This window comes from Pseudanabaena sp. PCC 9330 (assembly GCF_055795045.1).
The window spans coordinates 53,451-72,743 of sequence record NZ_JAYFES010000087.1 but is presented as its reverse complement, the minus strand read 5'-3'; the positions used below and the strand labels follow the sequence as shown (position 1 = coordinate 72,743).

The following is a 19,293-nucleotide window of genomic DNA, read 5'->3' as shown; positions in this document are numbered from 1 at the left end:
CCTAAAATAAATATGCTAAGCTCACTTGTTATAACAAGTTGAGTGATTGTCATTGTCTCTGCCCCAGTTTGAGGTCGGTTCCTCGGCAATTGTGTGGGGAAGCGTTGATTCTAGGGCTGAGTTTTCTGTCTTATTTATTATCTGTTGTTATCAAACCATTTGTTGCCAGAGCGTTAACCATGCTGACCAATACTACCGCTGCTACCGACCCGCTGCTATCGACGTCTAACCCCCGCCAGATTTTATCTGCCCCAGAGCTGACCAGCCTTAACCAGCGGTCAGACTGGGCTGGGGGGGTTCAGTTTCTCGCTCACTGCGGGGTGATCGCTGTGAGCGGCTACCTATGGGCGATCGCCCCCCTGTGGCTAGCGCTGCCCTCGCTGGTGGTCTGCGGAGCCAGTCTGGCGCTGATGTTTTGTGCCATGCACGAGTGCTGCCACCGCACCGCCTTTGCCAACCCCCAGCTCAACGATGGGGCAGCCTGGCTGGCGGGGCTGCTGTCGTTCTACAACAGCACCTTTTACCGGCGTTACCACAAGTGGCACCATCGCTACACCCAGATTCCGGGCAAAGACCCTGAGCTAGAAGATCCTAAACCAGAGACCTGGGGGGAGTACCTGGTACAGCTCAGCGGCATTCCCTGGTGGATCGGCAAAGTACGCGCCTATAGCCGCATGGCCCTGGGCAACCTGGAGGGCTGCTACTATGTGCCGGAGACGGCCCATGCCGAGGTAGTTCGCTCGGTGCGGGTGCAGCTGGCGGTGTACGGGGGGGCGATCGCCATCTCCTCGATCCTAGGCCATCCCTGGTTTTTGTTCACCCACTGGGTACTGCCCCTGGCCGTTGGTCAGCCCGTACTGCGGTTTGTGCTGCTGGCCGAGCACACCGGCTGCCCCAACAGCGACAACCCCCTGGCCAACACTCGCACCACCCTCACCCTGTGGCCCCTGCGCTGGCTCATGTGGAACATGCCCTACCACGCCGAGCATCACCTATATCCGTCAATTCCGTTTCAGGCGTTGCCTGCGGCTCACCGGCAGCTAAGGCCCTACTTTGAGCGGGTAGAGGCGGGCTATAGCCAGGTGCACCAGGGCATAGCCGCGACGTTTAACGGGTGATTAGATCGGCCCTCATCTCGCAACCGCTTCTTCATAGGGAGAAGGGGAGTAATACCAAAGCCGAGGCACATAACCCCGATTCTCAAAAGGCCAAACCGTAGGGGCAAACAACCGTTTGCCCGGCTGAATCGGGGGTAGCCAAGGAGGATTTCGTATAAGCTTCAGAACCCCTCCCTGGGGGAGAGGGCAGAGAACTGTGGAAAATGAAGGTAATTTCCATAGAGTGTTTTAACCCGTGATGGGCGTTGGCTAAGCAGGCAGACACACAGGACGATCACCCATGGTTCAGCAGTTTGTTCTCCAGGACTTCCCTTTGCAGTGTGGCCTGGTGCTGCCCGAAGCGGCGGTGGTTTACCAGGTCTATGGAGAGCTAAATCGAGAGCGAGACAACGTTATTCTCTACCCTACCTCCTACGGGGCGCAGCACCCGGATGTGGACTGGCTAGTACACCCCGATCGCATTCTTGACCCTACCCGCTGGTGCGTGGTGATGGTCAACATGTTTGGCAACGGGCTGTCTACCTCCCCCAGCAACTGTCCGGCAGTGGCCCAGCCGGGGGTCTACTTCACCCACTACGACAATGTGCGAGCCCAGTTTGCGCTGCTCCAAAGCCTAGGCATTGACCAACTGGCTCTGGTCTATGGCTGGTCGATGGGGGCGCAGCAGGGCTACCACTGGGGGGCGCTCTACCCCGATCGCGTTCAGCGCCTGGCCGCTCTCTGCGGCACCGCCAAAACCACCGACCACAACAAAATCTTTCTCTACAGTCTGCGGGCCGCCCTCACCAGCGACCCCGCCTGGGATGGCGAGCGGTTTACAGCAGTGCCCGATCGCGGCTTTCACACCTTTACCCAAATCTACGCCAGCTGGGCGGCCTCCCAGGCCTATTACCGGGCCAGACCCTACCTGGCCTGGGGCTATGAATCGTTAGAAGACTATCTGCTGCGGGGCTGGGAAGCTGGCTACCGAAAGCGCGACCCCCACAATCTGCTGGCGATGATCGACACCTGGCTGCGCTGCGACGTGGGGGACAATCCGGTCTATGGGGGCGACTACGGGAAGGCAATGGGGGCGATCGCGGCCAAAACCCTAGTGATGCCCGCCACCACCGACCTATACTTCACCCCCGAGGACTGCGAGGCTGAGGCGGCTCTGCTGCCCAATGCCGAGTACCGCCCAATCCCCTCTATTTGGGGCCACCGGGCGGGCAACCCCTACCAAAACCCAGAAGATGAGGCATTTATTCGAGAGGCGATCAGAGACCTCTTGGACTAATGAAGCTTCGGACTTTTCCTTAGCTGACGTCAGTTCGATGAAATCTCATTCAGCAGAACAGCCAGCCTCATCCCCTCCTTGGAGGGGTGCCCGGAGGGCGGGGTGGGTCAAAGTGGCGACAGAAAGCCAGCTTCTGAATTCTGAATACGGAGAAAATGGCTTTTCATTCGGTAAGCACCCACCCCTACCCCTCCTAGGAGGGGACGAGCAATCGGTTTGTCCAAGAAATATTTTCTGTCAAACTCACGTCTAGCTAATTTTCAAATGCCAAGCGCGAGGCTCCAGAAACGTAGAGAGTCCAGCCAGAGACAGGGTGGTTCCCAGACCCGAGTGGCCGCGCCCGCTCCAGGGTAGGCGGGGGCTGACGCGATCACAGCAGTTCCAGTAGGCGCTGCCGGTTTTGAGCTGGCGCAAAATCTCCACCGCCCGCTGCCGATCCGTCCCATACACCGCCGCCGTCAGCCCGTAGGGCGTATCCTGCATTAGCGCTACCGCTTCTGCGTCGTTGGCCACCCGCTGAATGCCGATCACCGGGCCAAAGGTCTCGTCTCGCATCACGGTCATGGTGTGGTTGACCTCGGTGAGCACCGTGGGGGCAAAGTACCAGCCGGGGCGATCGAGAGCTGCGCCGCCACATCGCAGAGTGGCCCCCTTGGCCAGGGCGTCGGCAACTTGATCGGCCAGGACGCTGAGCTGCGGCTTGCGGCTCACCGGGCCAAGGTAGGTGTCTGGATCGGTGGGGTCGCCCAGCTTAAACCCCTGCACCGTGGCCAAAAACACTTCGAGAAACTCGTCGTAGACCTCGGTATGAACGTAGATGCGCTCCACCGCGCAGCAGCTCTGGCCGTTGTTGTAGAATGCGCCATCGGCCAGCGCCGCCGCTGCTGCCGCCACCTTCGCATCGGGGCCAACGTAGGCCGGGTCTTTGCCCCCTAGCTCTAGCTGGGTGCGGATCAGTTTGGGGGCGGTAGCGATCGCGATCTTCTGCCCCGTGGCGTAGGAGCCGGTAAAGAACAGGCCGTCGATCGGTTGCTCCAGCAGGGCCACTCCCGTCAGCCCTGAGCCAACAACAGGGATGAAAATGTCTTCAGGAATGCCAGACTCGTGGAGCAGAGCGGCGATCGCCCCTCCGGTCAGCGTGGCAAACTCCGACGGCTTGTACAGCACCGCATTGCCCATCAGCAGCGCCGGAATGAACACATTGCTCCCCACAAAATAGGGATAGTTCCAGGCCGAAATATTGGCAATTACCCCCAGCGGCTCCTGGGTGATCAGCTCTTCCAGTGCCCCCATCCCCGGCAGAGCGTCCGCTGGCTCCGCATAAACCCGCTCGGGAGCCAGCACATTGGCCCCATGCTCGACAAAAAAATCAATCCGCCCCGGCACCGCCAAAATCTCATTGCGGGCCTGGGTAATCGGCTTGCCGGTTTCCGAGGTCAGCAAGGCCGCTAGAGTATCAACTCGCTCGACCAACAAGTCTCGAAACCGGCGCATGGGCGAGATGCGATCGGCCAGGGGCAACGCCGCCCACGCTGACTGAGCCTGCCGCGCCCGGTGATATTTTTCGGCAACGGCGGCTTTGTCATCCGTCGGCATTGCTTGAATCGAGGCTTCGGTGGCAGGGTTGATGATCGAAAGTAGGTCGGCCATGGCACGTTGAGCAGGTCGTTAATTGACGGTTTTGGCTTGAGAGCAAGGGTGGGCAATGCCCCTCACTCTGAGCTAGTCATTGATCTAGTCATTCGCAATTGCCACCAGCGCTTGGTACAGCGGGGAAAACTCAAAAAAAGTTGCCCTTGTGGCATGCACATACAAACGGGTCATTATGTTTAATGCCACGGTTGAACACCATACCTTCTGGCAGGCTCCGGCTTGTTTACGGCCTACGGCCTACTGAGCATTGGCAAGCCCAGGCAAGGGGTGCTGCAAAAACGCCAGCTCTTCGACTATCTGTCCGCCGATCAGATGGTCTTGAATGATGCGCTCGATCGCCGCTGGAGTAGCGCTGTGGTACCAGACCCCGTCAGGGTAAACCAGCAAAATCGGCCCCCGGTGGCAGACCCGCAGACAGTTGGCCTTGGTGCGAAAGACCGAAGTAGGGCGATCGGCCGTGGGCCGATCGAGGCCCAGTTCCTTCAGGCGGTTTTTAAGGTAGTCCCAGGCGACGATGCTGTCGGCTTTGTCACAGCATTTGGGCTTGGTCTGGTCGGCACAGATAAAGATGTGGCGATCGATGCTGTTGAGCGCCAGGGCATTGACGCAGGCGGATAGGGAGGTGCAGGCATCGTTCTGGCTGTCAGTGGAGCTACTCATCATGGGGGACGGTCATCGCACCAGCGGGATTGGGGGGCAGGGTGTCAGTCGGTATCGCGTCTAAAACGGCAGCATGCTCACTAGGGGATCCAGTTGATTAGAGACTAAGGCTACCAGCGATCGCGTCACCGACCAGCTATCGACCACCATACCCGCCGACAGCAGCATCATATAGAGAATCGAGAACTTAAACAGCCCCTTGGCCAAATCGCGATCGCCCGGCTCTTGCAGCAACGCCCAGGCTCTCTGCAAAAACAACAGGCCCAGCCCCAGGGCGATCGCGGCATAGACTGCCCCGGTCACCCCCAGCGGGTAGGTCATCATCAGGGTCAGGGGCACCAATACCAGGGTGTAGTACCAAATCTGGCGGGCCGTGGCCTCGTCGCCCACCACCACCGGCATCATCGGCACATTGACCTTGGCGTAGTCGTCTTGAATCAGCATGGCCAGCCCCCAAAAGTGGGGCGGTGTCCAGATAAACACAATCGCAAAAAACAGCCAGGCCGCCAGGGGTAGATCTCCCGTCACTGCCGCCCAGCCCACCAAAGGTGGAATCGCCCCCGCCGCGCCACCGATGACAATATTTTGGGGCGACGATCGCTTGAGCCAGTGGGTATAGACCCCCACATAGATGGCCAGGCCCACCATCGACAGAACCGCGCTGAGCACATTGGCCACCAGCGCCTGGAGGGTAAACGCCAGCACCGCCAGCACCGCTGCAAACACCAGGGCATCGCGCACCTGAATGCGCCCCGAGGGCAGAGGGCGGTGGCGGGTGCGCTCCATGTCATAGTCGATGTCGCGATCGTAGACACAGTTGATGGTCTGGGCCGAGGCCGCCGCCAGAGTGCCCGTCAGCAGCGTCACCATCAGCAAAATTGGGTCAACCTGCCCCTGGCCCGCCATACACATTGCCGCCGCCGTCTCCACCAGGAGTAGGGGAATGATGCGGGGTTTGGTTAGCTGTACGTAGCTCTGCACAACGGCCTTAAAGGAGTCGTGATGCCGGGTAGAAGAATTCCAGGTGGTGGTCTGATTCATGCAAAAAATCCTAACGGGGGCTGAAAAAGTGTGAGTATCAGCGGATTAGACTAAACCGTAACGAGGGCAAAGCCAGGCCGTCTAGCAACGGCCGTCTAGGCTTTAACACCAGGGAGCCAGGGATCGGCTAGGTCGGCGGCAACGATGGTGTCTGAGGCACTGAGGCGATCGCGCAGGGCCAGCACCGTAAAGCACACCAGCGTGCCCACTAGGGCCGCTCCAATGCTGTGGTGGGCTACCGTCAGCGGCTCTACCTGTAGCCGCAGGCGAAAGGTCGCAATTCCCATCACCAGCTGAAACGCCAATAGCACGCTGGCCAAACCGCCCAGCCGCCGCAGGGGGTAGGTGAGGGCCGGGGTGCGCCACACCGTCCAAGTCAGCACCAGCACGGCGGTGGTGGCGGGCACAATGCCCAGCAGGTGGCTATTCATCACCTGGCAGAGCTCGCCCAGGCCCAGGCACTGATGGGCGGCCCATCGCGACCCTACCAGCCCCCCCAGCAGGCACTGAATATAGACCGTGGCCACCGCCCCCAGACCGAGCCAGGGCAGCCGCCCCACCGTGCCCGTGCTGCGATAGGGCAGTAGGCAGCAGGCGATCGCCAGCATGGCACTAAAGAACAACAGCGCCGCCCCCAGATGGGCAGTGACAATGTCAAAGCGCAGCAGCTGGGTCACCGTCAGCCCGCCTAGGGCTCCCTGCAACCCGATCAGCATCAGGGCACCGAACGCTGCCCAAGGCACCCAGCCGGGCAACTGCCGCCGGTACCACAGGCTCAGGCCCACCAGCCACAGAGTGCTAAAGCCAATCAGCATGGCATCGAACCGGTGAAACCATTCCAAAAAGACCTGGAGATTCATCTGCTGCTGGGGCACCAGTTGGCCATAGCACAGAGGCCAGTCAGGGCAGGCGAGGCCAGCATTCATCACCCGAGTAGCGCTGCCCACCGCCATCAGCGCCAGGGTAGCAAAGGCAATTTTCCAGACTAGGCGGCGAATGCGATCGACCGGGGTCGGATCGTCTACCGACGACGGCCACAGCGACTCACGCACCGTAGCCTGGGACAAAAGGGAGGGAAAATTTGCGGCCATGCCATCTCCAGCGGTGAGCATTGGGGTCTGAAGGATTGCCCGGCGGCACCGGGGGAAGTTTCCCGGCAGCTGCGCCCTGAACTCAGCGACAACCTGTGAGAGTAGATACTCAGGGCGCAGTTACAGGCTAAACAGAAACCTCAGGCCTGACAATCCTAGTGGTTGCTTACTACTTTAGGGATGGCAACCCTTGATCTGGCAAAGCTTTAGGGTTTTCTTTGGGATTTGGCCTTGGGGAGTGGAGCTTATATAAAATCCCAGTCTGTGCCGTAACCAGACATACAACGTAACCTATCGTTACTTTTGACAGAGTTTTGAAAAGTTCCTCCCGACCATTGCTCGGAGGGGCAGGCCAGGGGCGATAGTAGAGACCGCCCTCTCCCTGCTCCCCTATGACTACCCCCCTCACCCTCAATCTGCCCCAGGGCTCAATTCGATTCAGCTTTTCTAGCGAGGCGGCCCTCACCCTCAAGGCCTCCCTCGACGATCTGATGGCCACCCTCAAAGCCGCCACCGCCCAGGGGGGTGAACCCGGTCGCCGCGCCCCCCAGCCCTCCCTGGAGTATCGCCATACGGGGGAGGTGTTTTTGGAGGTGTTCTGTAACCCCAATATCTGGCCCAGCCCGTTTGCTGCCAAGGTGCTGGTGACCCTGCGAGACGATCGCATTCGAGTCACTACCGAAGCAGAGCTGTCGCAAATCTATGAAGATGTTGCCGCCTATTTGGCCTAGCCCTAGCCCCGGCCAGGGGCAGAACGTAGTGTGAGATGCTACCTTCCCCTGGGCGATCGCGATAGAATATGAGCGCAAAGCACCGCTAGCACGGCCCGCAGGGTTTTCTGGGCGGCAGCACCATGGCCAGGCCTGAGGTGTCCTAGCGATCGGTGTTTGGACTTTCTACGGCAGCAAAGCTATGTACCCTGACAATCTCTCTCAGAATTTGCAAAAAGGGTTTCGCGTTACCCTTGGGGCCACGGCTTCTCTGATTGAAGCCCTGCAAGATCCCCAAAGCTCTAGCCAGAAGTTTTCTGAACTGGGCACCGACGTCAATCGCCTCACCGAAGAGCTAGAGGTCAGGGGTGAAACCACCGAGCGCGAAGCCCGGCAGTTTGTCGACTCGCTCCTCAGTCAGGTGCCCAACCCCTTTGGCGGCGCCAGCGAGGGCGGCGGCCCCACCATTACCACGGTAGCCAGCCCTGTGGCCGACAGCTCGGTGCAGAGCGATCTTGAGGCACTGACCAAAGAGCTAGCGGCCATTCGCAGTGAGATCGAAGTCTTAAAGCAGCAGTCCTAGAATCGCTGTAACGGCAGCAAAACCGATGTTGCACCTATGGCCCAGATAAAATCAGGAGATGGGGTACAGGGTGACCCAGGGGCGATCGCGACCAGCCAGCCTGCACCCACCGCCGAGCGCGAGGTCTACTTTGTCAGCGGCTTGGGGGCTGACTGGCGAGTGTTTCAGCGCTTGCAGCTAGAGGGGTATCGGCCCGTACACATCAGCTGGGAGCGCCCTCGGCGCAGAGAGTCCATGGAGGCCTATGCCCGGCGACTGCTGGCCCAGGTGACCACCGAAAAGCCAATTTTGGTCGGTCTTTCCTTTGGTGGAATGATGGCGGTAGAGATGGCAAAACTCTGCGACCCGACCCAGGTCATTGTGATCTCCAGCGCCGTCACAGCGGACCAAATCCCCTTCTATTTTAGAGTGTTTCGCTGGCTGCCTTTACAGCTGGTGGTGCCGCTGAAGCAGCTGCTGTGGGCGGTCTACGGTGTGCTCAACTGGCTGTTTGACCTCGACCAGCCAGACGATCGATCGCTGTTTAGGCAGGTGCTGGTCGACACCGACCCCTGCTTTCTCAAGTGGGCCATGAACCGGGTGGTGGGCTGGCGCAACCAGGTGGTGCCCGACAACCTGGTGCAAATTCACGGGGGGCGCGATCGCATTTTTCCGGTGGGGCATCACCGCGCTGACCTCGTGCTGCCCGATGGCGGTCACTTAATGGTGCTCAACCGGGCTCCAGCCATCTCCCAACTGCTGCTGCAAGTCTTGTCAGTGGCCCCGCCAGTTCTAAGCCCGCTGGCCCAAGGGCGTCACACTCTGACTGTGGACAAAGTTGCCCCCTAGAGATGGCTGGCTGTGGGTGCGACCCTGACAAGACTCTGCCAGCGCCTGCTGTAGAGCAGCGGCAAACCGTACAACATCTACGCCGAGGGGGCCATCTGCTGAGGGTAGCTCGGCAGATTGAGGGTCATGCAGATGGTGCAGCCAGGCCTGGGTAAGGCGGTGGCTGAGGGGGTCGGCGTCGGCAGCCCCCAGCACTAGGGTAGAGGCGGCGAGTTGGCCCAGGTTTGCCCCCAGCTGTTCACCTTTGATGGCAGCGGCCCGGCGCTGAAACAGCAGCTTGCAGGCGGCGGTTGACTGGCGCAGACAGCGGCGGCGATCGCGCAGCGCCTTGGCCCAGGGGCTTTTGCCCAGCCAGGGCAGCACTAGCGGCAGCGGTGACCAAGGGGCCACCAGCCAGCGATCGCGTCGCCAGCGTCCCCGAAGGCCCGGAACAACCGCCCCTTCGGGGGCCAGCACCGCCAAACTCAGCACTTGGTCAGGGTAGGTAAGAGCATACTGACCCGCCACCCAGGCCCCCAGGGCGTGGCCCACCAGCCGACAGCGATAGATGCGGAGGGCGCTCAGCAGGCTGTGCAGACAATCTACCTGGAGCGCAATCGATTGGGCGCTAGGGTGAGACGACTCGCCAAAGCCCAGCAGATCGGGGGCAAGGCAGTGGTAGTGGGCAGTCAGGTGCGGCATCAGGGGCAGCCACTGGGTGCTGTCCTGCCAAGAGCCGTGGAGAAAGATCACCGCCTCCCCCTGGGGTCTGCCGCCCTCGTGCCAAAACACAGTTCCCTGGGGCAGCTTCATGCGACCGGTGCGGAGGGGAGTAGGGGCGGGTATCGGCATAGCGAGTCGGTGGGTAGATAGCTAGAGAGCTGCCCAGACACCATTGCCCAGGCCGCATAACCTACCCCAAAGCTTAGGCCAAAACCGTTTCGCCCTTAAAGAAATCTTGCAGGTGCTGGCGGTGATCGTGACAGAGACTATCCCAGGGCAGGGCGTCGGGGGCAAAGATCTGGGCCTCCAAAATCTCGCGAGGGTCAGCGGCATAGGGCTGGCCCGTCACCCTGACCGCCACGGTGACGCAGACCGAATGGAAGCGCGGGTCGCGGCCCAGCTTCGAGTAGACCCCCACCAGGCGATCGCACCCCACGATCTCAACTCCCGCTTCCTCCTTGAGTTCGCGGGCGGCGGCGGTGAGAACATCTTCGCCCCAGTCAACAATGCCCCCCGGCAGGCTCCAGAGGCCATTGTCGCGACGGCGAATCAGCACAACTGCCCCCTCAGCCGTGAGGGGAATCACGCAGACGCCCAAAATTGGCCGCCGCAGCAGCAGTCCCGCCAGGGTCTTTAAAGCATGGGCAAAATAGGGCATTACAGACTATCCAGATCGGCCAGCACCTCAGCGGCATGGGTTTCGGCCTTGACCTTGAGGTAGATTTTCTCCAAGGTGCCGTCGGGGCCAATGACAAAGGTGCTGCGGGTGATACCCATATATTCTTTGCCCATAAACTTTTTCAGGCCATATACGCCAAATTGGCTGGCCACCTCGCCCCCCTCGTCGACGAGCAGCGGAAAGGGCAAACTGAACTTATCAATAAACTTGGTGTGAGACTTGGCGTCGTCGGTGCTCACCCCCAGTACTACGGCATCTTTGCCCTGGTAATCGGCGTAGCGATCGCGAAAGCCGCAGGCCTCCTTAGTGCAGCCTGGCGTATTGTCTCGGGGGTAAAAGTACAGCACCACCCGCTGGCCCTTGAGGTCGGTCAGGCTATACACCTTGCCATTGGCATCGGGCAGGCTAAAGTCGGGGGCTGGGTCACCAACAGAGAGGGTCATAGCGTTTATCTACATGGAAAACTACGTGCCATCGCCCATTGTAGTAGTTGTAGCCCGTAGGCAGGAGGGGTGTCGGCCCACCCCCACAACCAATCGAGGTGGGCTAGCTCAGATGCTCAACCCACCCCGATCGGTGTTTTACAAATTGGCTAGGCAGATTGGCTAGGGGCAATTCTGACAACGAAAATACCGAAGAATTTTGCTTTCTCCCAAGGGCGCAGGCCCTGAGCCCCTACCTGGGGGGTATCTTCTTTTCCAGAAATTTCCTAGGAGAGCTAACCCGAAGCCTAGAACCTAGACCGCAGCCAGCTCAGGCACAGGGCGCTTGCTATTGCGAATGCCTTCAATCGCCTCGGCGTAGTCGGGGGCGTTAAACACCGCCGAACCGGCCACAATGGCGTTGGCCCCGGCTTCGAGCACCTGCCAGGTATTGTTGACCTTGAGGCCACCGTCTACTTCAATCCAGGGGTCGAGGCCGCGCTCATTGCACATAGTGCGCAGGGCACGAATCTTATCCACCATAGTGGGAATAAAGCTCTGACCACCAAAGCCGGGGTTGACGCTCATGATCAGCACCAGGTCGCAGAGGTCGAGCACGTTTTCGATCAGGCTCAGCGGGGTAGAGGGGTTAAGCACTACGCCCGCTTCTTTGCCCAACTCTTTGATCTGCCCCAGGGTGCGGTGCAGGTGAGGAGAGGCGTTGTGCTCGCAGTGCACAGTGATAATATCGGCCCCAGCCTTGGCAAAGTCGGCCACATACTTCTCAGGCTCGACGATCATCAGGTGCACATCGAGAGGCTTTTGGGTGACGGGGCGAATGGCATCGACGATCAGCGGGCCAATGGTAATGTTGGGCACAAAGCGACCATCCATCACGTCCACATGGATCCAGTCGGCCCCAGCAGCGTCAACAGCCTTGATCTCTTCGCCCAAGCGGCTAAAGTCTGCCGACAAAATGGACGGAGAAATCACGACGGACTCTTTGTTAGAAGAAGTGTGAGGCATGGGGAGGGTTCTCCGGTGCGTTTGTGTCTATCGTAACAAAGTCTTAAAATCACTTCTCATCAAAGTTCAGGAATTGTAGAAATTCCCCATCAATATATGATGAAGCCCTGGGATCGCTTGGATGCGGGTGGAATGGCTGTAGGGTAGGCAGTACCCACTATCCAATACCCATTTCTACGATCGGCTCAGCCGTCTGCTGGCCTAGCCTGACCCACCCCTGCCCCTCCGAGGAGGGGATTGTCTCCGAGTCTCCCTTAGGCATTCGACAGGCGCGCCATGGCTTGACCGGCCAGTGCGGCGTGGGTCTCGGCCAGCAGGTGGGGAATTTTTTCGGCGTGGGGGCTGCGGCGCAGACAGTCTGATAGATCTACCTGGTCTAAGTGCTGGGCTTTTTCGCCGGGGAACCAGTGGCCTGCGTTGCCCAGCATGTTGTAGCGGGCTTTGGCATAGTCTTCCATATCGAAAGCCAGCAGCAGGTTACGCAGCCGCAGAATGGCGGGAATGTTGATGTTGCCGGGGGTTTCATCGGGGCTGGGTAGGCCGATCGCCCAGGTGCGGAGCCAGTCTTCGCCTAGAACGGCTTGGGCGTGGTGCTGTAGGCGATCGAGCACGGGCTTCAGGTGGACGTCAGCGTTGTCTAGCAGCGGCAACGTGTTTAGGTGTTCGTCAAAGTCGGTGGGTCGCGCCGCGCCAATGCTGAGGGTGTGCACCTGGGGATGGCTGAGACAAAACAGGTCGTTGAACACCATGGGGCTGAGTGGATCGCACAGTTTGACCAACTGCTCGGGCGGATTGTATAAATGGCCCCCTTTGTCTGACGGGCTGATGATAAAGACCCCCAGGTCGTGGCGCTGGGCGGTGGCGATCGCAGGCCAATTATCCTGATTGACGTAGTACCAGTGCAGGTTGACGTAGTCGAACTGGTCAGATGCGATCGCCTGCTGGATCACCGCTGTGGGCGCATGGGTCGAGAAGCCAATGAACCGCACCCGCCCCTGGCGCTGAAATTCTCTCGCGACCTCCATGCAGCCGCCGGGCCGCAGCGTCCAGTCTAAAATCTCGGCGGTGTTGATGCCGTGCAGACCCAGCAGATCAACCTGGTCGAGTTTGAGGTTGGCGAGAGACTGGGTGAGGTTTTGGCGAAACTCGGCGGGGTCAGCGGTGGGGGAGACTTTGGTTTGCACGATCAGGCTATCTCGATCTAACCCCGGCAAAATCTGCCCCAGCTGTATCTCAGAGGTGCCGTAGCCCCGTGCGGTCTCGATGTGGTTGATGCCCACCTCCAAGGCGCGGCGGATGGTGGCCTCCAGGTTTTCCTGATTGTTCTGAGCAACATCTTCTAGGGGCACGTCTTTCCAGGAGTGCTGGTACCGCATGCCACCGCAGGAGAAGACGGGCATTTGCAGCTCGGTACGACCAAAGCGACGGTACTGCATAGGGGGAGTTCACAAAAGGGCTATCCATCAAGGTAAGCAAGGGATTGCCGGTTGTAAAGGTTGGCATGGAGCCATGAGCGCAGGTCTCGGGGATGGGCCACCCAGTCACTGCTACCATTCTGCTCATAGAATAAAATCAGCTAGTCAAGCGAGAGCTAATGACTCAATCTCTAGCCATCACCGACTATATCGATCTGCTGACCCTGAGCCTACAATGAAGTGTGATGCTAAAAGATCTCCAACCCCAACTATTGGCTTTATCGCAAACGGAAAAAGCCCAGGCTATTCAGTTTTTGGCGGCTAGCTTGGGTGATGTGTGGGCAGGGATTGAGAAAACACCTGGGGTTATGGGGGGAGATGCCTGCATTCGGCAGACCCGGATTCCGGTTTGGCTTTTGGTGAGTCTGCGGCAACAGGGAGCGACCGAGGCGTATTTGTTAGAAGATTATCCAACTCTGACGGCGGCAGATTTGGTCAATGCATGGCTGTATGCCGATACCCACCGCGATGAAATTGAAGCTGCTATTGCCCGTCAAGAGGCGGCCTAGAGGTGGCGCGTCTCTATGCCGATGAAGGGTTTCCTTTCATCGTGACATCGCTACTGGTTGACTTGGGGCATGATGTCTTAACGGTGCAGGCGGCAGGCCAAGCTAATCAACGCATTCCAGATGATCAAGTGCTGGAGTTTGCGGCTAGTCAAAAGCGAGCTGTGCTTACTGTCAACCGGGGCGATTTTATTCGTTTACACCAAAGAGACCCGAACCATGGGGGCATTATTGTTTGCACAGAAAACCTGAATCGACAGCAGTTGGCTCAGAGTATTCATGATGCGATCGTATCTGAGAAATCACTATCAAGAAAGCTGATTCAGATCAATCGACCCTTGACTGGATGAGAGTGGCCAAATTTTTGAACTAACGCTGCCGCGTAAGCCGGTGGGGATGACGAAGAAAAACATTACACAGCGTGAAGCACCACCTACAATTGTAAGCAACGTTTAATGAGTGAGATGGTGCGTTGCGGTCAAAGAGGGGGATGAGAATGGCCAAAACAATGGTATCGATAACTCACCTTACGCGCTTAGAAAAGACGATCACTTCAAATCAATCCATACCCAACAATCTGAGAATATGATGAATTAGTTCTCCATTGTGCTTTTTTCGTACTTGATGCTTTCTCATCATAAAAACTTACTTCTCTCTCTTTGAGAAACGAAAAACATGGATCAATCTTGACGTGATCAATCTCGCCAACAGAAGGAAGCCAACCTTTGACACTCGCTTCGTAGCATAACAACCAATTCCCTCCCCAAAGTTCTTCAGCAGTCATCATAGAGGCCCATTTGTCAAGGTTGAGTCCACTAGGCATTAGCCCTTTCGAATTAGCATGAAGAGACAATAATGGAATGATAGGATCTTCAATTCCAGGTAATTTATCTACTGATGACTTTAATAATGATATGTCAAGGCTTATGGCAGTCCAAACTGCCCAAGCTATTTCACTCCCGTGACACAATGGTTGGTGACGTGAGATCAAGTCATCAAGTGTTTCTTGAAGCTTATCCTTAATTACTAAATAGCCCTGGCTTTGGTATCTCTTCAATTCAGACAAAACATACCTCAAGGTGCCAGGCTCAGCTACTACTGATTGAATAAGGAGATCCTGATAAGTCAGCCATGCTGAAGAATTTATAGTTTCACTACTTATGCGAGAGATGGCATATCTTAAGACAGAATCTTTGCTGTGCTTTTGAGAAAGTTCAAAAGCTATGCTAAAGTACATTAGCAAATCTCTTGTTTGTTTTACTGCACCATCTCTGAATTCAAAATTCTTAAGTTTTTCAGTCCATGTATCTTCCATAGGCTGGGGAAGTTCAAGAATTCTTGTCTTGTCTTCATTTAGCTCAAGCTCATATTCCGAAAGAATGCCTTGCAAGATTCCGAGGGTGTCTTCAGCTTCTGAACGATATTTAAAAACTAATTCGTAGTCATCAGTCATTCGAAACCCGTTCAAGTAGCCAACTCTCTTCTCGAGTTCAATGTCAATTTTTGTAAGTAAAATTTCTGCTAGTATTTTTGATGTGTCAGGGCCAATCGGAATACCTCGAGTTTGCCCATCTTGACTGCGCTGTGTCCAGCGGTCTAGTCTGTTGCCAAGATGATCATCTCCCCTCTTAACTTTTGCAATTTCTTTTTCATGCAATGCCCAGGGAATTGAATGCGTATAGATTGAAGGGTAGCATTTTTGTATGTCAGCAGTTAAAAGATAACGTCCATTAGAGCGATGAAGAGCACGAAGTCTCGGCAATGCCACTAAGTTTACTTTTGAACTAACTGCCCTTGGCCCTGTGGAATTCATGATAGGATGTGTGGCAGAAAACGAGCTTTTGTTAAGGAATTCTTGAATCTCAGGCCAGCCGTTGACAATTTCCTTGGCTTGATTGTAATAAATCACTGGATTCGGAATCCCCAAAATCCTTCGAAATCGACCTACTCGAGCCAAGTTGTGCTTGGCTAACTGAGCATTTCTCATCTTTCTAGGTGACTGAACAAACTCTTTGGGTAGCTGGCTTGAATACTTGATGGCAGCTTTCCCAAAAAGGGCAGAGTGGAATGCCTGGGGAAGCTCTAGGGGGAAATAACCTCGATCAAGAATACTAGGCAATTTCATTATGAATTGTTAATCCAAAAAAATATTTTTCCACGACACATGTGGCATCTAAGATGCAGCGATTCTCGGAACCATGGCCTAAAACATAACGGCTAAAAGACTTGTGCAGAAAAGCTCCTAACACTCTATGAATTCTGCTGCAAGATTTGCATTTATCATTCTGTCCTTTGAATTCCTAAATTCATAGCTTTAAGTATTTGATGAGCTAAAGCTTTCTTGAAATGCAAGAGTTAGTTGAAAATAACACACAAATAACGCAGTGAGTCTTTTCAGCTTTAGATGGAGATTTCTAACCCACGGTTGACGCGGGACGATCGCACCATTGTCATCCATTAAGCCGTTTAGCAGAACGGTGGCCATGCAGAACTCGAAAATCTCAGCGCTGCCTGAAGGTGTCGGAAGCACCAACAGACAGCTAACCCCGCAAATCTACGGCGCAAACTGCGGGTGGCTAGGGTTTTCGCGTTCTGTCTTCCTCAACCACAAAAGGAAAACAGAACCGATGTTTGAATATTTGGAACCCGACCCCAACGACAACCCAGGGGCCGACGCCCTGCCGCTGCCCCCCAGATCTGGGGCAAACAACCCCGGCACCCAGTCCCTCACCCCCGAAAAAGTGCGCCACCTGCTCTACGGCAGCCTCGCCGGGATAGATCGCACCATCAAAACCCTCCATGCGATCGGCTACGCCGACCCCAACGACTGGAGCGACCCCATCCCCGTACCGCCCAGCGCTGAAGGTGCGATTCGCGAAGCGATCCCTATGGGAATCGCCGCCACCCAGTGGATGGTGATCATGACCAAAACCGTCCTGTTAGAGTAACGGGTCACTCAGATCTCAGGGTGCTGGGGCAAGATTTTTTGTCTTGGCCCTAGCCCCTGCTAGCACCCTGGGATTTTCCCGCTATTGCATCAAAACTACTTTGTTGCTGACCACGCCTTCGGCATCCACGTCATAGACAATCGGTACGCCCGTGGCGAGTTCTAGGCTGGCTACTTCCGCTTCGCTGAGGCGATCGAGCACCATTAAAATCGATCGCAGGGAGTTGCCGTGGGCGGCCACCATCACATTCTTACCCGCCTTTAGCTCCGGCAAAATTGCCGCGTCAAAAAACGGCACTGTCCGCTTCACCGTATCCTCCAGGCTTTCGCCCCCCGGTGGCCGCACGCTGTACGATCGCCGCCAGAGGTGCACCTGTTGTTCTCCAAATTTTTGCGCCATTTCAGCTTTATTCAACCCTTGCAGGTCGCCGTAGTAGCGCTCATCTAGGGCCGGGGAGCGAATGATCTTGAGTTCTTTATCGGGTTCGCCAATGTGGTGATCCCAGCCGTGCCAGTCAGGCTCTGCCGGGTCGTGCCAGATGTAGGGAATGCGATCGCCCCTCACCTCATCGCACTCCGTCAGACAGACAATCGCCGTCTCAATCGCCCGAATCAGCATGCTGGTAAAGCAGATATCGACCGTGTAGCCACCATCGCGCAGTTTGCACGATGCGATCGTCGCCTCGGCCCGCCCCCGCTCGCTCATGGGGATATCGACCCAGCCGGTGAACTTGTTGACTGCATTCCACAGGCTCTGCCCGTGGCGGATCAAAATGAGTTTAGCCATAGGGTAGCGGCGGGGTCTGGGAAGGTAGATCGTCAGCGGGGAGGTTATAGCCTCTCACTGCCACCTTACCCGATAGCTGGGGCACCGTCTGGGAACATCAAGCATCAGATTTTTTGCCATACTTTAGTAATATTCTTGTTGCTAAAGTTCTTTCGCCCACCGCCAGCCCTCAACACCAGATCGCATGACTGCCGCCAACCCCCTGCTCGCCCTCGACTACCTGCCCGCCCTCGAGTCTCTGGGGGATGACTATTACGATATAGTCGCCGCCGCCGAATTTCCGCAGCACACCCTGCGGTTTCGCAACGACGATGTGGTGCGTCAACTCGGCCTCAACCCGGCCACTGTCGCCGACGCAGATTTTGTTGAAGCCTTTGGCAAATTTCAGGGGCGCGAACCACTCCTCGCCCTGCGCTACCACGGCTACCAGTTTGGCGAATACAATCCCTTTTTGGGCGATGGGCGGGGCTTTCTCTACGGCCAGGTGCGCGGCATCGACGGCAATCTCTACGACTTTGGCACCAAGGGCTCTGGCACTACTCCCTATTCCCGGGGCGGCGACGGCATGCTTACCCTCAAGGGCGGCGTGCGCGAGGTGCTGGCGGCGGAGGCGCTCCACGCCTTGGGGGTCAACACTTCCCGCGCTTTTAGCCTGGTGGAGACGGGGCAGGCGCTGTGGCGGGGCGATGAGCCGTCACCCACGCGATCGTCGGTGCTGGTGCGCTTTAGCCGATCGCACATTCGCTTTGGCACCTTTGAGCGGCTGGAGTATTTGCAGCGCCCTGACCTGATCGCCAAGCTGCTAGAGCATGTGATCGATGTTTACTACCCCGAGGCGCGGCTGTTTACCGATGCCCAAGAGCGGTATTTGCACTTTTATGGGGAATTGTGCGATCGCGTTGCCCGCCTTGCCGCCCAGTGGATGTCGGTGGGCTTTTGCCACGCCGTGCTCAATACCGACAACATGTCGATCACGGGCGAAAGCTTTGACTACGGCCCCTTTGCCTTTATCGATGGCTACGACCCGCGCTTTACCGCCGCCTACTTTGACTATGCCGGGCGCTACAGCTACAGCAACCAGCCGCTGATCTGCCAAATGAATCTCAAGGCGCTGCAAAAGCCTCTAAAGTTGATCATGCCCGAGGCAGAGCTAGAGGCGGCCCTAGCCCCCTTCAAAGATCGCTACGAGGCTTATTACCAGCAGCGTATGCTGCAAAAGCTGGGCTTTAAAGGCTTGGCAGATGATCTGGCCAGCAAATTGCTCAGCCAAACTATCGAGCTATTGAGCCAGGTAGAGGTGGGCTACCACGATTTCTTCTTTGGCCTTACCCAGCAGTTTTTGCCCACCTGGCGCGACGACGCCAGCCAAATTTTTAGCGCTACTCTGCAAGCCTCAGACCCAGCCGCCGCCGCCCCGCTCGAAACCTGGCGACAAACCTATCACCGCTGTCTGCAGAGCCTGCCACCCGAGGCGATGGACAACATCGCCGCTGAGCTAAACGGCACCAACCCGCAAACCGTGCTCCTGCGCCCCGAGATTGAAACTGTCTGGGAACCGATTACCACCGAGGACAACTGGCAACCCTTTTACGACCTGCTCAGCAAGGTCCAGCATCCGTTTGGGTAAAGGCTCTGAGGCAGAAGATACCTCCATGTAGGAGCGCAGAGCCTGCGCCCTCGGGAGGAAGCTCTTGTCCTAAGAGTAGTGGTCGGTTCAAGTCTAAAGCGATGACATTGGCCTTGCCTTGCCTTAACCCTGGTGGGCAAGGCCCACCCTACCGATCTTTGG

Annotated in this window: 20 protein-coding genes; 9 read left to right on the top strand and 11 right to left on the bottom strand. The window is 57.1% G+C overall.

The window, feature by feature from the left end; all coding sequences use genetic code 11:
* Positions 1-179: 179 nt before the first annotated feature.
* Both AC0QKW_RS08445 and AC0QKW_RS08440 read left to right on the top strand, forming a co-directional pair.
* Positions 180-1,118 carry a fatty acid desaturase family protein gene (locus tag AC0QKW_RS08445; protein WP_473150617.1) on the top strand — a complete coding sequence of 313 codons (939 nt, stop codon included), beginning with the start codon at positions 180-182 and terminating at the stop codon, positions 1,116-1,118.
* Positions 1,119-1,398: 280 nt separating this feature from the next.
* A complete protein-coding gene (locus AC0QKW_RS08440) occupies positions 1,399-2,394 on the top strand; it encodes an alpha/beta fold hydrolase (protein ID WP_473150616.1) in 996 nt (331 codons plus the stop codon).
* Positions 2,395-2,643: 249 nt separating this feature from the next.
* Here AC0QKW_RS08440 and AC0QKW_RS08435 read toward each other — a convergent pair whose 3' ends face one another.
* The 4 genes from AC0QKW_RS08435 to AC0QKW_RS08420 all read right to left on the bottom strand — a co-directional run bounded on the left by AC0QKW_RS08435 (position 2,644) and on the right by AC0QKW_RS08420 (position 6,839).
* Positions 2,644-4,044 carry an aldehyde dehydrogenase family protein gene (locus AC0QKW_RS08435; protein ID WP_473150615.1) on the bottom strand — a complete coding sequence of 467 codons (1,401 nt, stop codon included), beginning with the start codon at positions 4,042-4,044 and terminating at the stop codon, positions 2,644-2,646.
* Between the two features lie 240 nt (positions 4,045-4,284).
* On the bottom strand, positions 4,285-4,710 hold the full coding sequence (locus AC0QKW_RS08430) for a (2Fe-2S) ferredoxin domain-containing protein (protein ID WP_473150614.1): 426 nt from the start codon (positions 4,708-4,710) through the stop codon (positions 4,285-4,287).
* Positions 4,711-4,767: 57 nt separating this feature from the next.
* Positions 4,768-5,748: a heme o synthase gene (locus tag AC0QKW_RS08425; RefSeq protein ID WP_473150613.1), complete on the bottom strand. Its 981-nt coding sequence runs from the start codon at positions 5,746-5,748 to the stop codon at positions 4,768-4,770.
* 95 nt (positions 5,749-5,843) lie between these two features.
* Positions 5,844-6,839 carry a COX15/CtaA family protein gene (locus AC0QKW_RS08420; protein WP_473150612.1) on the bottom strand — a complete coding sequence of 332 codons (996 nt, stop codon included), beginning with the start codon at positions 6,837-6,839 and terminating at the stop codon, positions 5,844-5,846.
* Between the two features lie 392 nt (positions 6,840-7,231).
* Here AC0QKW_RS08420 and AC0QKW_RS08415 point away from each other — a divergent pair, with 392 nt between their 5' ends.
* The 3 genes from AC0QKW_RS08415 to AC0QKW_RS08405 all read left to right on the top strand — a co-directional run bounded on the left by AC0QKW_RS08415 (position 7,232) and on the right by AC0QKW_RS08405 (position 8,960).
* Positions 7,232-7,570 (top strand): hypothetical protein, encoded by a 339-nt coding sequence (locus AC0QKW_RS08415; protein WP_473150611.1) that lies wholly within the window; start codon positions 7,232-7,234, stop codon positions 7,568-7,570.
* Between the two features lie 181 nt (positions 7,571-7,751).
* Complete coding sequence (locus AC0QKW_RS08410; RefSeq protein ID WP_473150610.1) at positions 7,752-8,132, top strand: hypothetical protein; 381 nt, start codon at positions 7,752-7,754, stop codon at positions 8,130-8,132.
* Between the two features lie 36 nt (positions 8,133-8,168).
* Positions 8,169-8,960: an alpha/beta fold hydrolase gene (locus AC0QKW_RS08405; protein ID WP_473150609.1), complete on the top strand. Its 792-nt coding sequence runs from the start codon at positions 8,169-8,171 to the stop codon at positions 8,958-8,960.
* On the opposite strand, the gene AC0QKW_RS08400 is transcribed toward AC0QKW_RS08405, so the two are convergent.
* The 5 genes from AC0QKW_RS08400 to AC0QKW_RS08380 form a co-directional block, all read right to left on the bottom strand.
* Positions 8,904-9,791 carry an alpha/beta fold hydrolase gene (locus tag AC0QKW_RS08400; protein ID WP_473150608.1) on the bottom strand — a complete coding sequence of 296 codons (888 nt, stop codon included), beginning with the start codon at positions 9,789-9,791 and terminating at the stop codon, positions 8,904-8,906. The genes AC0QKW_RS08405 and AC0QKW_RS08400 overlap by 57 nt on opposite strands.
* Before the next feature lie 73 nt (positions 9,792-9,864).
* Positions 9,865-10,320, bottom strand: coding sequence for an NUDIX domain-containing protein (locus AC0QKW_RS08395; RefSeq protein WP_473150607.1), 456 nt, complete (start codon positions 10,318-10,320; stop codon positions 9,865-9,867).
* Positions 10,320-10,784, bottom strand: coding sequence for a thioredoxin-dependent thiol peroxidase (bcp, locus tag AC0QKW_RS08390; protein WP_473150606.1), 465 nt, complete (start codon positions 10,782-10,784; stop codon positions 10,320-10,322). The genes AC0QKW_RS08395 and bcp overlap by 1 nt, the downstream gene beginning before the upstream one ends.
* 294 nt (positions 10,785-11,078) lie before the next feature.
* Positions 11,079-11,789 carry a ribulose-phosphate 3-epimerase gene (gene rpe, locus AC0QKW_RS08385; protein WP_473150605.1) on the bottom strand — a complete coding sequence of 237 codons (711 nt, stop codon included), beginning with the start codon at positions 11,787-11,789 and terminating at the stop codon, positions 11,079-11,081.
* A gap of 254 nt (positions 11,790-12,043) precedes the next feature.
* Positions 12,044-13,225, bottom strand: a complete 1,182-nt coding sequence (locus AC0QKW_RS08380) for an aldo/keto reductase (protein ID WP_473150604.1) — start codon at positions 13,223-13,225, stop codon at positions 12,044-12,046.
* A gap of 221 nt (positions 13,226-13,446) precedes the next feature.
* Here AC0QKW_RS08380 and AC0QKW_RS08375 point away from each other — a divergent pair, with 221 nt between their 5' ends.
* Both AC0QKW_RS08375 and AC0QKW_RS08370 read left to right on the top strand, forming a co-directional pair.
* A complete protein-coding gene (locus tag AC0QKW_RS08375; RefSeq protein WP_473150603.1) occupies positions 13,447-13,773 on the top strand; it encodes a DUF433 domain-containing protein in 327 nt (108 codons plus the stop codon).
* Between the two features lie 2 nt (positions 13,774-13,775).
* Complete coding sequence (locus tag AC0QKW_RS08370) at positions 13,776-14,120, top strand: DUF5615 family PIN-like protein (RefSeq protein ID WP_473150602.1); 345 nt, start codon at positions 13,776-13,778, stop codon at positions 14,118-14,120.
* A 203-nt stretch (positions 14,121-14,323) separates the two neighbouring features.
* Here AC0QKW_RS08370 and AC0QKW_RS08365 read toward each other — a convergent pair whose 3' ends face one another.
* Positions 14,324-15,895, bottom strand: a complete 1,572-nt coding sequence (locus AC0QKW_RS08365) for an RNA-directed DNA polymerase (RefSeq protein ID WP_473150601.1) — start codon at positions 15,893-15,895, stop codon at positions 14,324-14,326.
* A gap of 502 nt (positions 15,896-16,397) precedes the next feature.
* Here AC0QKW_RS08365 and AC0QKW_RS08360 point away from each other — a divergent pair.
* The gene (locus tag AC0QKW_RS08360) at positions 16,398-16,718 is read left to right on the top strand and encodes a hypothetical protein (RefSeq protein ID WP_473150600.1); all 321 of its coding nucleotides are present in this window, start codon (positions 16,398-16,400) and stop codon (positions 16,716-16,718) included.
* Positions 16,719-16,799: 81 nt separating this feature from the next.
* Here the strand turns inward: AC0QKW_RS08360 and AC0QKW_RS08355 are convergent, their stop codons facing one another.
* Positions 16,800-17,504, bottom strand: a complete 705-nt coding sequence (locus AC0QKW_RS08355) for a 2,3-bisphosphoglycerate-dependent phosphoglycerate mutase (protein ID WP_473150599.1) — start codon at positions 17,502-17,504, stop codon at positions 16,800-16,802.
* 184 nt (positions 17,505-17,688) lie between these two features.
* Between AC0QKW_RS08355 and AC0QKW_RS08350 the strand changes: the two genes are divergently transcribed.
* Entirely contained in the window at positions 17,689-19,131 is a 1,443-nt protein-coding gene (locus AC0QKW_RS08350) for a protein adenylyltransferase SelO (RefSeq protein ID WP_473150598.1), read from the top strand.
* Positions 19,132-19,293 lie beyond the last annotated feature (162 nt).

Excerpts from the sequence above, each read along its gene's own strand:
- AC0QKW_RS08445 (WP_473150617.1), top strand. The coding sequence starts at position 180 with ATGCTGACCAATACTACCGCTGCTACCGACCCGCTGCTATCGACGTCT.
- AC0QKW_RS08440 (WP_473150616.1), top strand. The coding sequence starts at position 1,399 with ATGGTTCAGCAGTTTGTTCTCCAGGACTTCCCTTTGCAGTGTGGCCTG.
- AC0QKW_RS08435 (WP_473150615.1), bottom strand. The coding sequence starts at position 4,044 with ATGGCCGACCTACTTTCGATCATCAACCCTGCCACCGAAGCCTCGATT.
- AC0QKW_RS08430 (WP_473150614.1), bottom strand. The coding sequence starts at position 4,710 with ATGATGAGTAGCTCCACTGACAGCCAGAACGATGCCTGCACCTCCCTA.
- AC0QKW_RS08425 (WP_473150613.1), bottom strand. The coding sequence starts at position 5,748 with ATGAATCAGACCACCACCTGGAATTCTTCTACCCGGCATCACGACTCC.
- AC0QKW_RS08420 (WP_473150612.1), bottom strand. The coding sequence starts at position 6,839 with ATGGCCGCAAATTTTCCCTCCCTTTTGTCCCAGGCTACGGTGCGTGAG.
- AC0QKW_RS08415 (WP_473150611.1), top strand. The coding sequence starts at position 7,232 with ATGACTACCCCCCTCACCCTCAATCTGCCCCAGGGCTCAATTCGATTC.
- AC0QKW_RS08410 (WP_473150610.1), top strand. The coding sequence starts at position 7,752 with ATGTACCCTGACAATCTCTCTCAGAATTTGCAAAAAGGGTTTCGCGTT.
- AC0QKW_RS08405 (WP_473150609.1), top strand. The coding sequence starts at position 8,169 with ATGGCCCAGATAAAATCAGGAGATGGGGTACAGGGTGACCCAGGGGCG.
- AC0QKW_RS08400 (WP_473150608.1), bottom strand. The coding sequence starts at position 9,791 with ATGCCGATACCCGCCCCTACTCCCCTCCGCACCGGTCGCATGAAGCTG.
- AC0QKW_RS08395 (WP_473150607.1), bottom strand. The coding sequence starts at position 10,320 with ATGCCCTATTTTGCCCATGCTTTAAAGACCCTGGCGGGACTGCTGCTG.
- bcp (WP_473150606.1), bottom strand. The coding sequence starts at position 10,784 with ATGACCCTCTCTGTTGGTGACCCAGCCCCCGACTTTAGCCTGCCCGAT.
- rpe (WP_473150605.1), bottom strand. The coding sequence starts at position 11,789 with ATGCCTCACACTTCTTCTAACAAAGAGTCCGTCGTGATTTCTCCGTCC.
- AC0QKW_RS08380 (WP_473150604.1), bottom strand. The coding sequence starts at position 13,225 with ATGCAGTACCGTCGCTTTGGTCGTACCGAGCTGCAAATGCCCGTCTTC.
- AC0QKW_RS08365 (WP_473150601.1), bottom strand. The coding sequence starts at position 15,895 with ATGAAATTGCCTAGTATTCTTGATCGAGGTTATTTCCCCCTAGAGCTT.
- AC0QKW_RS08360 (WP_473150600.1), top strand. The coding sequence starts at position 16,398 with ATGTTTGAATATTTGGAACCCGACCCCAACGACAACCCAGGGGCCGAC.
- AC0QKW_RS08355 (WP_473150599.1), bottom strand. The coding sequence starts at position 17,504 with ATGGCTAAACTCATTTTGATCCGCCACGGGCAGAGCCTGTGGAATGCA.
- AC0QKW_RS08350 (WP_473150598.1), top strand. The coding sequence starts at position 17,689 with ATGACTGCCGCCAACCCCCTGCTCGCCCTCGACTACCTGCCCGCCCTC.